Below are 14705 nucleotides of genomic sequence, written 5' to 3'. Positions count from 1 at the left end.
CATGGAAGGGACACCCCATGGCACGACCGACCCTCACCCGGCTACTGCTCGCCCCCGCGGCGGCGGTGGCCGCCCTGATCGGCTTCGCCGCCGCGCCCGCCCAGGCCGCCGCCTGGTCCTCCTCGGACCAGTGGGGCAACTGGACGACGTCCGACGGCTACGTCCTCTACAACAACATCTGGGGTTCCGGCGCGGGGACACAGACGATCTGGGCGAACTCCGCGAGCGACTGGGGCGTTTCGGCGAACCACCCGGGCACCGGCGGCATCAAGTCCTACCCGAACGCCAAGAAGACCGTGAACAAGCCGATCAGCTCTCTCTCGTCGCTGTCCAGCACGTACGACGTGAGCGTGCCGTCCTCGGGCGCCTACAACACGTCGTACGACATCTGGGACAGCGACTACGACTACGAGGTGATGCTCTGGGTCAACTACAACGGCGCGGTGGGCCCGCTCGGCACCTCACAGGGGACGGTGTCCCTGGGCGGGCACACCTGGGACGTCTACAAGGGTGACAACGGGGCCAACGAGGTCTTCTCGTTCCTGCGGACCTCCGACTCGGCGTCCGGCACCGTGGACATCCTGCCCGTCCTGAAGTGGATCAAGGACACGAAGGGCTGGTGGGGCGACGAGACCATCGGCGACGTGCAGTTCGGTTACGAGATCACCTCGTCGCCGGGCGGCCTGGACTTCGTGACCAAGGGCTTCGGCGTCTCGGCGAGCTGATCCGGGGCCGGCCGGGGGCGCTCACCGGCACCCCGGCCGGCCCTGCCGTGGTGTCATGCGGCCAGCCAGCGGGCCGCCCGCGTCCAGCGGGCCGGTTCCACCGCTTCCAGCAGCGCCGCGAGCCGCTCGGGGCGGGCGAGGAGGCGCCGGTCCGCCGGGTGCAGCGCCGTGTGGGCGAGGAGCCAGCCGGCCATCACGTGCGGATCGGGCGCTCCCGGGCCGCGCAGGCGGGCCGCGTAGGCCGAGCGGGCCGCCTCCGGGTTCCCGGCGACCAGCAGTGCGTCGGCGGTGGACGCGGCCCCGGCGTCCGGCTCCGGGACGCTGAACAGCGCGCCCCGGTCGTCCTGCCAGTAACCGCGGCTCCCCGGGACGACCAGCGGCTCGCCGCCCCGGACCGGGGCGGTCCCCGAACGCCACGCCTCGGCCAGGCGGTCCCGCTCGTCCTCACCGCACCGCAGGTTGCGCAGCCGCCACTCCACCCGGTGGCTGACGGCACAGGCCCGGGCCCTGGCCAGGGCACCGGGCTCGACCGGCTCGCGCAGCCAGCCGTCGACGGTCCCGGTCAGCCGGGTGACGAGCCGCTGCCCGGCGACGGTGAGACGGGCCCGGGTGGCCAGGGTGCGCAGGACCATGCGGGTCTGGAGCCGGCGCAGCGCGAAGAGGAACGCCGCCCGGTCCCGCCGCCCCGTGTCCGCGTCGTGGGTGCGGGCCCGCCAGAATCCGGTGACGCCCACGAAGGCGTAGGCACCGTGCAGGAGTCCGGGCAGGTGGCGGGGGTCGGCACGCCAGGGCGCGTAGTGGAGTTCGGCCCGTTCCTCGTCCTCGACGAGCGGGAAGAGGTGGAGCAGGGCGCCCAGTTTGCTGTGCTGGAACTCGTGGACGAGGGTCTCGGCGAGCGCGACGGGGTCCTGTGGACGGGCGATCACCATGGAGGCGAACGCGTCCCCGGTGGAGGCGCTGAGTCCCGAGGACGGCACCGGCAGTCCGGCGTCCCCGTCCTTCGCCTGCCAGGGGACGATCCGGCTGATCTCCTCGGGCCGCAGCCCGCCGGGGCCCGCACCGCCGTCCTGCCGCAGCAGCTCCACGGCCTCCCGGAACAGGCCGTGCCAGGCACGGAGCTCGTCCGGTCCGAGGCGATGGGGCGCGATGGGCTCGTCCAGGTCGCGGTACGGGTCCAGGTCGTCCAGCTGGACGGCGGGGAGCCCGGGCCCGGTTCCCAGCCGGTGCACCGGCATCCAGTGGGCCGACTCCGGCGCGTCGAGCGGTCGTACGGTGACGCCGGGCCCGTGCGGTCCGTGGACGGTGATCCGGCCGCCGCGGGCCTGGGCCGGCACGGCGTGGAAGTCGTCGCCGTCGGGTCCGGGGAGCCGCACCATGCCGAGCGCGGGCAGGCTGACGGCCGCTCCCCGGGCGGGCAGCAGCAGTTCGGCCTCCGTGCCCGCGTGGACGGCGGCCGCCGCGGCCACTGCGGCGAGCTGGCCGGCGTCCGCCCACAGCGGGGGTCCGGAAGCCGTGCCGTGCAGCCGTCGCAGGGTGTGGGCGAGCCAGCTGCCGACCTGGGGGCTCAGCAGCAGGTCGTCGACCGGCCCGGGGGCGCGGGCGGCGGCCGCCTCCAGCGCGGACCAGACGGCGGTCGCGTCGAGGGGGCCGAGGAGCGCGGGGTCCGCGTCGAGCCGGTCCAGGAGTTCACGCAGCAGCAGGAGGCGCCGGGTGCGCTCGCCCCGCACCAGGAACGCGACGGCCTCGGGCGAGCCACCCCCGGCGGCGATCTCGTCGAACAGCGGGCCGGGCATACGGATCGGGGCGTACATCTCGCTCCCTGTCGTGGACGGATCGTGCTCGGCCGGGGGGCTATTCGGCACGTCCGGGTTCGCTGCCGCCCATCGCGTTGTGCCGGGCGCGCCGGAGTTCCGCGAGCAGGCGTGGCCCCGCGGGGGCGGTCCGGAGGTGCCGCAGGTCGGCGACGCGTACGGAGGCCAGGTCGATGAGGTCGGACTCGAGGTGGTCGGGTGTGCCCTCGGCGGGTACCGGCTGGTGCAAGGCGCGCTCCCCCTTCGCGAGCGGTGGCACGGGATGCCACCGTTTACTCCATCATGACGACTCGGACCCCTTCCCGAAACCCGTGTGATCACGCCGTCCGATCACGCCCCCGGGGCGGCCCCTTCCGCGAAGTCCTGTACGGCTGACTTGAGTTCGGCGGCGCGCACCGGGTCGTCGTCGAGCAGGGTCACGGCGTCGTACAGCTCCCACAACCGCTCCGGCCGTGGGCGGAGGGTGCGCAGGATCCCCACCAGGTCGGTGCGCGGCATGGTGTGCCGTGGCATCCGGGACACGACGGACGCGGGGAGTTCGTTGACCAGTGCCTGCCGTTCGTCACGGTCTCTCATCAGGGGATACGCCAGCAGCGCCTCGACGAGCCGGAGCATCGGGTGGCCCGGCGGGGTGGGCGTCGGCGCGGCCTCGGCGGGCGGGGCGGAGGGGGCCGGCGGCCCGGTCAGGGTCCATCCCGGTCTCTCCAGGACGTAGGCGGGCAGCTGATCGGTGAGGCCGGCCGCCCGCAGCGCGCCCATCCTCGCCTCCACGTCCTGGAGGAGCGGCACGGGGTCGGGCACCGGGTCGGCCGGAAGCGCCTCCAGAACAATGTCCGAGAACAAACCGAGCCGGCGCTCCGGGTCGTTGGCCGCGCGCTGTCCGCGTCCCGCCGCGAGCATCACGGTCTGTTCGTGCGCCTGGACGCGCCGGCCCATGGGCAGGTGCTCACGGGGCAGCGTCTGGGGGAAGTGGTGCTGTTCGTCGAAGGTCCGGCAGGCGTCGGCCATCCACATCTGCCGTGCCAGTCCCGCCACCACGTCGGTCCGGTACAGGGCGCGGGCCGACTCGATGTCGATGTTGCGCCGGTCGGCCACGGTGGCGTCGGCGGTGTAGAGCCGCAGATGTTCGTCCGTGTCGAGGACGCCGTGGCCGCCCCACCAGACCCACAGGGCGTCCTTGCCGAGGGCCGGGATGTCCGTGACCAGGGCCCGGCGCAGGCTGTCGTGGCCGGCCGGCCGGTATGGGGCGGGAGGCGCGGAGTCCGGCAGCGGGGCGAGGTGGAGCAGGACGGCCGAATCCGGCACCCCCAGGCCCAGGAGCCAGTCGCGGAAGCGCAGGGCGTCCCGGCAGGGCCCCGGCAGATCCCAGGCCGCACCGGCCTCGTACCGCTCGATGCCGACGACGAGGGCGACGATCCGGTCGGGCCGGACCGCGGGACGGGTCACGGGAGCCGCTCCCCGAGCGCGCGGTAGACGGCCGGGTCGGTCCAGTAGGCGCTGTGCGCGACGGGGAAGGGCTGGCGGCTGTCGGTGGCGACGTCCTCGGCCCGGCCGGGGAAGAGGGGGCCGGCCGCGTAACCGAGGAGGTCGCGGCGGTCGTAGAGGTTCAGCCACGGCGGGACGTGGCCGGGGAGTGGTTCGGGGTGGACCAGCGAGGGGAGGGCGCCCGTCTCGTACAGGAAGGGGCCCTGCGAGCCGACGGTGACCAGCAGCTCGACTCCGGGCAGCGGGCCGGATATCAGGGTGTCGAGGCAGATGACACCGCCGAGGCTGTGCCCGAGCAGGACCACGGGAGGCCGGAGGCCGGCCACGAGGTCGCGCAGGTCCCGGCGCACGGCGTCGCCGCGCGCGAGGTATTTGAGGATGTCCCCGGCGGCCGGGTGCGCCGCGTCCGTGAGGGCGCGTCGCCGTCGTACGGCGTAGCGCGAGCCGAGGCGCACCAGGGGGCGCGACGCCGCCCGGAGCAGCGGGCCCCGGCCGGTGCCTGCGGGGGGCGCGCCGAGACGGACGGCGAGCGCGGCGGCGGCCGCGTCGCGGGTGTCGCCGTCGGCCTGGACGGGGCGGTCGGCGTCGAGGGCGGCGCGGACGACGGCGGCGGCCAGCGCCCTGCCCAGCACGTGGGCCAGGGCCTCCGGGTCCAGGGCCCGGGCCGCCGGGGTGAGCAGCGGCTCACGGGCCAGCCGTGCCGCCTGCTCGGGGAGCCCGGGGCCGAGCGGGCCGGTGAGCGGCTCCCCGTGTGCGGCGAGGTCGAGCAGGAGTGCCCTGGGGCGTTCGTCGGGGAAGGCGGCACCGGGCGGTACGGCGCCGGGGGCGGTTCCGGCGGCCGCGGCGGCCAGCTCCGCCAGGGGGTCGTCGTAGAGCCGGGCCCACTGTTCCGCCTCGTCGGTCCCGTCGTCGGGGGACGCGGCGCCCCGTCCTGTTCCGGCGCCGGGCGGTCGGGGGATGCTGGCGCCCCCGGCGGCGAGGGCCGCCCCGTGCGTGTCGCCCCACGGGTAGGCGACCAGCCGCGCCTGGGGTGCCACCTCGGCCAGCCCCGAGGCGACGTGGGCGAACAGGGTGGTCAGGTGGGGTTCCCGCACCCCGGTGCCATGGGTGAAGACCACTGTGGTCATGTGTACGCCCCGTCCCCTCGTGGCCGTCGGCCCGGTCCGCTGCGGGCCGGGCCGACGGCTCCTCGTCGACCGCTCCCCCGCCTCACATCGGCAGGGGGGCGATGTCGCATTCGATGCGCTGGTGCAGGCGGGCCGCGGTGTGCCACGGGTGGCTCCGGCCGAGGAGGCGAGCGAGGCCCGCCACGGCGGCCGCGTTGAGCCGGTCGGCCTCCTCGGACTCGCCGAGGCCGCGCCGGTCGAGCGAGAGGTTCGCCGTGCAGGCGAGCGTCAGGGGGTGGTCGGGTCCGGCCGTCTCGGTGAGCCTGGGCAGGACGTCCTCGTCGACGGCCCTGGCGCGGGCGAAGTCCAGCCGCGCGTAGTGGTCGTTGGCCCGGCACATCGACGCGGTCAGCGTGTTGACGTGGGTGTCGCCCAGCGACCTCAGCAGGCTCTCCACCGCCTCGGTGTCCAGCGTGTCGGCCCGGTCGACGTCGCCCTGCGCCCGGAGGGTCGCGGCCAGGTTCACCTTGGCGAACTGGGTGTACGGGTGGTGGTCGCCCAGGACCTTGCGGTAGGCGGTCAGCGTCTGCTCGCCCAGCTCCCGGGAGCCGGCGAGGTCTCCGTTGAGGCGGCGCTCGACCATGGTGTGGATCGCGGCGCCGAGCGCGTCCGTGTTGTTCAGGCCGTAGCGGGTGGTGAACCGCTCCAGCGTCTGCTCGGCGAGCGCGGCCCCGCCCTCGGTCACACCGGCCCTGCGGCGGCACACGGCGAGGTTCAGCGCGGCCCGGATGGTGGCGGCGTTGGTCTCGCCGAAGTGCGTGACGTACGGCTCGTAGGTGGACTCCTGGAGGGCGCGTGCGCCGAGGTAGTCGCCCGCCTCGCGCATGTCGATCGCGAGCCCGTTCAGGGTGTTGAGCGTGAGCCCGTTGACCGGCCCGTACAGGAGTTCCCGCTGCCGCGTCGTCTCCTCGTCGATCTCCCGGGCCCCGGTGAAGTCGCCGTTGAGCCGCAGGGAGACGCAGTAGTCGTGGGCCGCGCTCAGCGTGGTGGGGTCCTCGGGCCCGAAGAGGTCGCTGGCCCGGGTGAACGCCTCCTGGGCCAGTTCGCGTGCCTGGCGGAACTCGCCCCGGTGACGCAGGGCCCCGGCCATCTGCCACATGGAGTCGATGAGTTCCTCGTCCGGGATGTCCGCGCCCCGCGAGATCGTCAGCGCCCGTTCGTTGTGGACGACGGCCTCGTCGGGGCGCCCGAGGAGGCGCAGGTAGAAGCCGAGGAGCTTGGTGATCCTGATGACGTGCAGGTCCTCGTCGCCGGACTGCTCACGCCATGCGGACCAGGCCAGCCGGGCCTGGGCGGCGCCCGATTCGTGCGCCCCCCAGTAGTAGAGGAAGAACACCATGTCGTAGACGAGGTCGCGGACCCAGGCGTCGGAGCTCCCGACCGCCCCGGAGGCGATCACGTGCGGCAGGATCGCCTGGTAGGCGGGCCACTGGTCCGGGGAGGCGGGGGCGCCGGGCTTGGCCGTCGTGAGCAGCAGATGGGCCGCCCTCGTCATGATCTCCCGCTCCTGCGGGTCCATCCTGGCCACGATGACGTTCTGCATGAGGCGGTGCATCTGCAGGGTGCCGGTCTTGTGGTCCAGTCTGACCAGGGACAGCTTGCTGAGGTCCCGGGTGGCGCGGGCGAGCAGCAGGGGGTCGCGCAGGACCGGGTCGAGCTCGGCTGTGATCCGGACGTTGCGCCCGCCCCTGAACAGGTTGAGCGGGATGGGTTCCGGGGCCATGCACGCGCAGATCTCCAGGAGTTGGCGTGCGGCCGGGTTGTCCTGCGAGAGGCGGCCCAGCGAGATGTCCCAGACCGCGGCGACCGGCAGCGGGTAGTCGGGCGACGGGTCGAGTTCGAGGATCTCCGGACGGCGCTCCTCCAGCAGGCCGAGGTACTCGTCCACGGGCATCCCGGTGGCGGCGTGCCAGGCTCCGGCCTGCTCGACGGCGAGCGGCAGGTCGCCCAGGGCGGCGGCCAGCCGGTCCGCGTCGCCGGTGCTCAGGCCGCGGGCGCGGCGCTGGAGGAGGACGATGCTCTCGTCACGGTCGAAGACGTCGACGCTGAGGGGGGTCGCGACGCGTTCCCACTCCCGGTTGCGCGAGGTGACGATGATCTTCCCGGGGCCGCCGTTGGGGAAGTAGGACCGTACGGACTCGATGTCCTCGGCGTTGTCGAAGACCAGCAGCCAGTTGTCGAACGGCTTCCCGGTGCGCAGGGCCTCGCGCACGGCGGGCACCGCGGCGTTGGCCTGCGGCCCCACCTCCAGGCCGAGGCTGCGGGCCAGGTCGGCGAGGGCGCCGAGGATCAGGTTCTCCTGCTCCGCGGGGATCCACCAGATGACGTTGAACTCGCCGCTGTGCCGGTAGACGTACTCCACGGCGATCTGTGACTTGCCGACCCCGCCCATGCCGTGCAGGGCGTGCGGCAGGACGGCGGTCGTCTCGTCCTCGCGCAACTGCCGTTCGACGGCGGCCAGGAGACTCTCCCGCCCGGTGAAGTTGGGGTTCTTGGGCGGCACGTTGCCCATGATCTTCGGCTGGCCGCTGCGGACGAAACGCAGCCCCGATGCGGTGACTTCCATGCGCTCGTCGGACCTCCGGGCATCCTGGTCAACGTCTGCGGGTGTCGTGGGCGACACGGATCCTCCTGGTGGGACGGTCGGATGCGACCGGAGAGAGGGGGCATGGTCATTCACATCAAATGCCTCTTTATCATCTCTGGTCTCCTCCTGTGCCGTGCCCGCGCCGTGCCGGACCACTCCGCTGAGCCGGGCCGCGCGCCGCCGGTAGGGCAGCCCTCCCAGGGCCCGCAGCACGGCCAGCTCGATGCGCAGCCAGGCCGGGCCGCTCTCGGTGTCCGGGAGCGCGGCCCGCGCGGGGTCGCGCAGGGCCGCGCGCAGCCGGACGCCCTGGGCCCGGCCGGCCCGGGACTCCGCCAGCAGCCCCACGGCCCGGGCCAGTTGGGAACGACTGCTGGTGGCCAGCAGCGCCTCGCGTACGCCGTCGGCGAAGTCGGGTCCGCTCTCGCCGTCCCGCTCCCAGTCGATGAGGCCGCCCATCATGATCTCGGCCAGATGGTCGGGGCGCGACTCGGGGAAGGCCCGGTCGCGCAGCTCCTCGACGAGGTCGAAGCGCATGGGCGCCACCGCCAGCAGGACGGCCAACTGCCGTGCCAGGGGGCTCGCGAGGGAGACGAACCGGCGTACGGCGTCCGCCGCCGCGCGCGGCCCGTCCGTCCGGGGGGCCCGCAGCCCCGGGGTGGAGACACCCTTGGCCATGGCCCCGGCGAGCACCACCGGCAACGCCCGGCGTACGCCGCGTTCGCCGGTCACCAGGTCGACCCATGCCCGGAACGACCCCGGGCGCAGACTGAGCACCGGAACGGCCACCGCACCGTCACCCGTATCGGGTAACGCGCGTGCGTCGTCGGGTACCCCGTGCGGGGGATGGCAGTGGAGGTGGCGGTTGAGCGCGCCGAAACCGCCGGCGTCGAGCCGGGCCCGGAAGGGGTAGACCGAGGACCGGTGGCGCAGGTACGGGGGCAGCAGGTGGACCAGCGCGGTGGGCCCGGCGGCGGAGAGCCGGCCCAGCAGTTCGTCGGCCCCGCGCTCCGCCCAGCCGGGGGCGAGCCCGTCGGTGACGACCAGGAACAGCCGTGACCCGCGGCCGTCGAGCAGCTCCGCCGGGTCGGCGTCGCGGTTGCCGGGCCAGCGCAGTACGGGTGACGCCCCGTCGGGCAGTGCGACGTCGACGGTGCGTACGTTGCGGAAGGCGCCGCTGTGTACCGCCTCGTCCGCCAGCCTGCCGACCGTACTGCTCCACACCGGCATGGTGGGCGCGTCGTCGACGAGCAGCATCAGGTCGAAGGCGCGTTCCTGGGCGGGTTCCACGTACGGGATCCACAGCCCGTCGGCCAACCCCCGCTCCGCGGTGCGGGGCTCGTCGAGCCGGTGTTCGTGGCGGGAGGGCACCCGCCGGCCCAGCCCGCGCAGGGCCCTGGCCAGACTCAGCGGCACCATGCGGGGCGCGGGGCGCGGGGTGTGCGGGACGAGGGTCTCGGGACGGCCGGTGGTGGCCGTCTCCACGGTGTGCAGGGCCAAGTCGCGTACGTCTACGTCGGGTTGTGTACTCGCGGCGGGTACGGTCTCGGGCGCGCCCTGCTCCGTGGGGGCCGCCGGGACGTCGGCGGGCAGGTCGGGGCGCCGGCCGGGGGTCCGGTCCGGGCCGGTCTCCGCCTCACCGGTCGAGGTGTGACCCGCCCGGCTCCACGCGGCCGCCAGCCACAGTCCGTCGCCCAGGTCCTGCCAGCTCGCGTCGCCGTCCGCGTCGTGCGTGGCGGTGCCGCCGGAGGCGGCCGTCGGGTCGTCCGGGGCGCGTTCCCGTGGCGAGCCGTTCATCAGCGGCCTTTCGAGAGGTCGCGGAGAAGCATCTCGATGAGCTTACGCCCGTCCGAGTCGGCCCGGAATCCGTGCGCCGTGGTGAGTTGCACCGCGTTCAGCAGCTGGTCGACCGACTGGGTGCCCCCGCCGTCCAGCCGCCGGACGAAGTCGTCCACCAGGTCCTCGGCGCCCTCGGGGTGTTCCCGCAGGTGGCTGACGACGATGGAGACGAGCTGTTCGCGGCTGGGCGGGCGCATCTCCAGGGGCAGGCAGCGGCGCCGGAAGGCGGCCGGGAACTCACGTTCGCCGTTGCTGGTGATCACCACGACGGGGAATTCGGCGCACTCGACGCGGCCTCCCTCGACGACCGCCCGTCCGTGCGGGTCGTCGGTGAGGACCGAGACCTCGCCCGCTCCCGCGCGCACCAGTTCGGGGATCTCGTAGCTGCCGTTCTCCAGGACGTGGAGCAGGTCGTTGGGCAGGTCGATGTCGCTCTTGTCCAGCTCGTCGACGAGCAGGACCCGGGGCCGCCCGTAGGCGAGCAGGGCCGTCCCGAGCGGTCCGAGGGTCAGGAAGTCACCCAGGGCGGGAGGACCGGCAGTGGAGCCCTCCTCCCCCTCGGCACCGGCGCGCCAGGCGGCGATGGCCTGGGCCCGGCCGATGGCGTCGTAGTCGTACAGACCGCCGCCGAGGGTGGTGCGGCTGACGATGCTCCAGGGCAGGACGCGTCCCAGGCCCAGCTCCTGGGCGATCAAATAGGCGAGGGTGGATTTGCCGACCCCGGGCGGCCCCGTGATCAGCAGGGGGCGGCGCAGCAGGAGGGCGGCGTTGACCGCGTCGATCTCCTCGGCGCGTAACTGGGGTCCGTCCTGCACCACGCCGAGCCGGCGGCGCGCCGACGGTGTGTCCTCGGGCGGGGGTTGCTGGAGCGGGCTGCCGGAGAAGACGCGCCAGGGCGGCGGCGGGGGCAGTCGGGGCGGTTCGCCTTCGGGGGGCCGCCCCGTCGCGTGGAAGACCCGCCAGGAAGGCGGCGCGACGGGCTGCGCTGCCGTGTCCTGCTCGGTCATGCCGTCAACTCCTCACAGTCGACCAGGCGGTTGGGATCGTCCCAGAAAAACGCCAAATGTCTACCCACGAACAGTCCGCCGCGATCCCTCCCTTCGGCTTCTTTACGTAACTGACTTACTTTGGCCGGTAGTTGGGAAGGCGGGTGCCCCAGCAGCAACGTCAGCACCTCGCCTGCCAGCTCGGGGCTCTCCGGTCTGCGGTCCCAGGCCGCGAGGCCCACCCCCTCGTCGATGGCGGCCTCGAGCGCTTCCAGACCGCGGCCCGGCAGTGCGGGGACGTCGAGGATGACCGCGGTCAGCTGGGGCTCGGACGCAAGGGTGGCACGCCAGTGGTCCAGTTGTCCGTCCGTTTCGCCGTACCAGCGAAAGGTCTCAGCCGCGCCGGTCTGCCTGAGCCGCCGCCAGCGGGCGCGCCACCGCCTCAGCTGCCCGGGGTCGCGGCTTCTCATCCGATCCAGGCTCCGCAGGTGGATGTGGTAGCGCAGCCCGATCGGTACCGGTTCACGTGAGCGCGTACCCAGCTCGACGCGGGCCATGTCGTGGTTGAGGTACTGGAACGGAAGGACGAACTCGACCTGCACGGGCAGCTCGTCGTCCGTCTCCTCGACGTCGGCCCAGCGTGCCTCGCCGCGGCCGACCGCCCGCTCGATCGCGGCCGCCAGGGTCTCCCGGGTGGTCCGTTCCACGTCGCCGGCCACCGGCTCCCAGTAGCCCGGCGCGGCGTTGACCCAATGCCGTACGTAGATGTCGGCCGAACCGTCGTCGGCGGGCTCCGCCATCACGACGAGGCAACGCGGTACCTCGGGGTCGGCCCTCGGTAAGGCGGCGATGGCATGCCGGCGGAAGTCCAGGGCCGCCACGGCGTCCGGGCCGGCCTCGCGGGCCCAGCGGTCGGACCACTCACGGAGCCTCTCGCGGAGCGCCGGCGGCTGGTCGGGGGCCAGGATCTCCAGGAACACCAGGGCCGGGGGCAGGCCGTCGGCCTGGGTGCTGACCTCGCACAGGAAGTCGAAGCGCTGCGAGGGCGACTGGCCGTGCGGGAGGTCCACGCCGAGTTCGTGGTGGAGGACGGCGTACAGTCTGCCGTCGTCGCGGGCGGGGATCTCGGCGAGCATCCGCCGGGCCTCCTGGACCGCGTCGTCGTCGAATTCCGGCTCCAGCTCCGCCACGGCCTCGCTGGGCCAGCCTCCGCCGGTCAGCCGGGCCAGCCGGGCCGAGTCCTCGGGGCCGGCCACGACCTCCACCGCGAACACCAGGGCGTCGAGCCCTCCGGGGCGCTTCATCACGTCCATGACGAGGGCCGCCATGTCCACCCGCGGATTCCTCCGCATGTAGGTGAGTTCCGCCCCGAGGTGCATGCCGACGAGGGCCACGAGCTGGACACACTGGTCGGGGTCGCGCACACAGGGCAGGGCGCAGAGCTCGTTGACCAGTTTCCCGATCAGATAGGCGTCGCCCTCGCCGGGCCCTTGCGCCACACGTGTCACCACCGACCATCCCCCACCGAGCCGGTTCGCCCCTCGGACAGATCGCGAAGCTATCACGTCGGATCTTCAGCAACCAGGTTCATTCCCGGGCCTGTTGGGCTCTACTCCGCCGCCTTGCCCATGCGCACCACCCGGCGTGACAAGCCGCTCGCTCCCCATGGGCGACCGTCGGCCGCGGCGGGCCGGCCGGGGCGGAGCCGGTGGTCAGGCCGGGGCCGGTCCGGTGCTCTCACGGACCGTCAGCTCCGGCGCGAGGAGTTCGACCTCCTCCGAGGCGCGGCCCGCGAGCTTGGCCACCACCTGCTCCACCGAGCGGCGTCCCATCTCCTGCGCCGGAATGGCGACGGAGGTGAGCCGCACCGAGGCGCCGGTGGCCACCTGTTCGGGGCAGATGGCCACGACGGACACGTCCTCCGGCACCGCGCGGCCCTGCTGCCGGAGCAGGTTGAGCAGGGGTTCGACGGCGGCCTCGTTCTGCACGATGAAGCCGGTGGTGCCCGGGCGTTCGTCGAAGATCCGGGACAGGGTGGTGCCCATCGCGGCGAACCCGCCCTCGCAGGGCCGGTGCAGGATGCGGGTCCCGGTCTCCCGCCCCTTGGCGCGAATGCCGTCCACGGTCCGTTCGGCGAAGCCGGTGTGGCGCTCGTAGACGGCGGGCGCCTCACCGATCACCGCGATCTCGCGGTGCCCGAGCCCGGCGAGGTGCTCCACGCAGAGCGCGCCGGTGGCCTCGAAGTCCAGGTCCACGCAGGTCAGACCCGTCGTGTCGGCGGGCAGTCCGATCAGGACGGCGGTACGGCCCGATTCGCGGAGCAGCGGCAGCCGTTCGTCGTGCAGCTCGACGTCCATCAGGATCATCGCGTCGGCCAACGAGCTCCCGGCGATCCGCCGGACGGCCGCGGGGCCCTCCTCCCCGGTCAGCAGGAGCACGTCGTAGCCGTGTGTACGGGCGGTGGTGGCGACGGCGATGGCGATCTCCATCATCACCGGCACGTACATGTCCGTGCGGAGCGGCACCATCAGCGCGATGATGTTGGTGCGGCTGCTGGCGAGGGCCCTTGCCCCGGCGTTGGGGTGGTAACCGAGCTGCTGGATGCTGTGTTCGACCCTCTTCCGGGTGGAGGCGGAGATCGACCGCTTCCCGCTGAGGACATAGCTCACCGTGCTCGCCGAGACTCCGGCGTGCTGGGCGACCTCGGCAAGCGTGACCATTCGGCTCTCCCTGACGTGGGGGCGGGGAGAGAGCCGGTGAAGCGCTTCGACAGCGCCTGCCTCCGCTCCGTTCTCCACTCTGACATGCACAGACACCGGGGAGCCTAAACTCGCTCACCGGCACTGTCCAGGGTGGAGTCGAAGCGCTTCGACCCGGTGTGCCGGACCGGCCCCGCCGCCCACGGTGGCTCAGGACGCCGTCGGTGTCCAGCCGGCCAGCCAGTCCGCGGTCTCCTGTGCCGCGGCCTGGGAGTCGGTGAGCTGCGGCCGCTCGCTGCTCGCCGGGCCCGAGCCGGGTCCGGTGTTCCTGTACTCGGCGAAGCGGTCGTCCTTCCACGAGAAGCCGCTCATGTCGGTCCACGGGGCGGACTTGACGCCCGCGCCGAGCGTGGTGTCCCGGAAGGTGGCCATGGGGTCCAGGGACGCGTCCCCGCCGGCGTGCCAGGGCCGGCCGAGGTGGAAGGCGGCCGCCGCGACGTCTCCGTTCACGGTCGAGGCGGTGATCAGGAAGCCCTTGCGGCCGGCGGCCGTGCTGGGCGCGGTGACGTACCCGGCCGAGCTGCCGTCCCAGCGCTTCTTCAGGGTGATGACCGACCGGTCGATGACCGCGCTGGCCCTCCCGAAGATGAAGTCGACGTTGCCGACGACATAGGAGTTCACCATGTAGACGCGGCCGAGCGCCGCCTTGGACGCGGTGTCGAGCAGCAGCGTGTCCTGGTCGCCGGTGACGATGACGGAGTCGAGGAACACCTTGTCCGCGGCGGTGCGCAGGGCGACCGCCTGGCGGTCGGCCATGTCCTGGTGCGCGGCCTCGTCGAAGTCGTTGGAGATGGTGAGGTTGCGGGCCTGGAAGCCGTCGGCCTCGGCCGCGACGGTGGCGCTGCCGCTCGTGCCGTAGGTGCCGGAGCCGTCGGGCTTGGGCGTGCCGGAGGCGTTGGCGTGGACGATGACGGTGTCCTTGCGGCTGGAGCCGCTGCCCTGGAGGGTGACGTTCTGCTTGTTCGACGGGATCTTCACCGTCTCCCGGTAGGTGCCGGGCCTGATGGAGACGACGACGCGCGCGGTGTTGCCCGCGGGGATCGCGTTCACCGCCGCCTGCACGGTGGTGTACTGCCCGGTGCCGTCCTTGGCGACCGTCAGGGTGGTCGCCGCCGCCGCGTCGGGTGCCGGTCCGAACGCCTGGAGGGAGGCGACGGCCAGGAAGGCGGTCGCGCCCGCCACCAGGGCCCGGTTCCGGGCGGGGCCGTGCGGGGTGCGTCGTCGTCGGGTCACTGCCATGGCCTGGTCCGTCCGCTCGGGGGAGGTGGGGTTCGGGCGGTAGTCGCCGCGACGGCCGGAAAGGTTGCCGTGCGGGATGCCGCTGCCGGGGCCACGCCTCTCGCGGACGCG

General features: G+C 73.5%; 9 protein-coding genes and 1 pseudogene. 1 reads left to right on the top strand and 9 read right to left on the bottom strand.

The window, feature by feature from the left end:
* Positions 1-17: 17 nt before the first annotated feature.
* Complete coding sequence (locus tag SACTE_RS28850) at positions 18-725, top strand: hypothetical protein (RefSeq protein WP_014049545.1); 708 nt, start codon at positions 18-20, stop codon at positions 723-725.
* Positions 726-778: 53 nt separating this feature from the next.
* Here the strand turns inward: SACTE_RS28850 and SACTE_RS28845 are convergent, their stop codons facing one another.
* The 9 genes and pseudogenes from SACTE_RS28845 to SACTE_RS28805 form a co-directional block, all read right to left on the bottom strand.
* Positions 779-2536 (bottom strand): HEXXH motif-containing putative peptide modification protein, encoded by a 1758-nt coding sequence (locus SACTE_RS28845; RefSeq protein ID WP_014049544.1) that lies wholly within the window; start codon positions 2534-2536, stop codon positions 779-781.
* Positions 2537-2576: 40 nt separating this feature from the next.
* Entirely contained in the window at positions 2577-2765 is a 189-nt protein-coding gene (locus SACTE_RS28840) for a hypothetical protein (RefSeq protein ID WP_019992996.1), read from the bottom strand.
* A gap of 101 nt (positions 2766-2866) precedes the next feature.
* A complete protein-coding gene (locus SACTE_RS28835; RefSeq protein WP_014049542.1) occupies positions 2867-3982 on the bottom strand; it encodes a caspase family protein in 1116 nt (371 codons plus the stop codon).
* A complete protein-coding gene (locus SACTE_RS28830) occupies positions 3979-5148 on the bottom strand; it encodes an alpha/beta fold hydrolase (protein WP_014049541.1) in 1170 nt (389 codons plus the stop codon). The genes SACTE_RS28835 and SACTE_RS28830 overlap by 4 nt, the downstream gene beginning before the upstream one ends.
* An 82-nt stretch (positions 5149-5230) precedes the next feature.
* The gene (gene fxsT / locus SACTE_RS28825; RefSeq protein ID WP_014049540.1) at positions 5231-9568 is read right to left on the bottom strand and encodes an FxSxx-COOH system tetratricopeptide repeat protein; all 4338 of its coding nucleotides are present in this window, start codon (positions 9566-9568) and stop codon (positions 5231-5233) included.
* On the bottom strand, positions 9568-10617 hold the full coding sequence (locus SACTE_RS28820; RefSeq protein WP_014049539.1) for an AAA family ATPase: 1050 nt from the start codon (positions 10615-10617) through the stop codon (positions 9568-9570). The genes fxsT and SACTE_RS28820 overlap by 1 nt, the downstream gene beginning before the upstream one ends.
* Positions 10614-12107, bottom strand: coding sequence for a hypothetical protein (locus SACTE_RS28815; RefSeq protein ID WP_014049538.1), 1494 nt, complete (start codon positions 12105-12107; stop codon positions 10614-10616). Before SACTE_RS28815 ends, SACTE_RS28820 begins: the two co-directional genes overlap by 4 nt.
* A 201-nt stretch (positions 12108-12308) precedes the next feature.
* Positions 12309-13316 carry a LacI family DNA-binding transcriptional regulator gene (locus SACTE_RS28810; protein ID WP_014049537.1) on the bottom strand — a complete coding sequence of 336 codons (1008 nt, stop codon included), beginning with the start codon at positions 13314-13316 and terminating at the stop codon, positions 12309-12311.
* A gap of 189 nt (positions 13317-13505) precedes the next feature.
* A pseudogene (locus SACTE_RS28805) lies at positions 13506-14474 on the bottom strand (pectinesterase family protein); the annotation flags it as partial.
* Positions 14475-14705 lie beyond the last annotated feature (231 nt).

It is taken from the genome of Streptomyces sp. SirexAA-E (genome assembly GCF_000177195.2).
In the GTDB taxonomy this organism is placed as follows: Bacteria; Actinomycetota; Actinomycetes; order Streptomycetales; family Streptomycetaceae; genus Streptomyces; species Streptomyces flavovirens.
The sequence above is the reverse complement of the archived record's forward strand: the minus strand, read 5'-3'. Positions and strand labels throughout refer to the sequence as shown.

What these genes read in the sequence shown, in the direction of transcription:
- SACTE_RS28850 (WP_014049545.1), top strand. Translation starts at nt 18, where the DNA reads ATGGCACGACCGACCCTCACCCGGCTACTGCTCGCCCCCGCGGCGGCG.
- SACTE_RS28845 (WP_014049544.1), bottom strand. Translation starts at nt 2,536, where the DNA reads ATGTACGCCCCGATCCGTATGCCCGGCCCGCTGTTCGACGAGATCGCC.
- SACTE_RS28830 (WP_014049541.1), bottom strand. Translation starts at nt 5,148, where the DNA reads ATGACCACAGTGGTCTTCACCCATGGCACCGGGGTGCGGGAACCCCAC.
- fxsT (WP_014049540.1), bottom strand. Translation starts at nt 9,568, where the DNA reads ATGAACGGCTCGCCACGGGAACGCGCCCCGGACGACCCGACGGCCGCC.
- SACTE_RS28820 (WP_014049539.1), bottom strand. Translation starts at nt 10,617, where the DNA reads ATGACCGAGCAGGACACGGCAGCGCAGCCCGTCGCGCCGCCTTCCTGG.
- SACTE_RS28810 (WP_014049537.1), bottom strand. Translation starts at nt 13,316, where the DNA reads ATGGTCACGCTTGCCGAGGTCGCCCAGCACGCCGGAGTCTCGGCGAGC.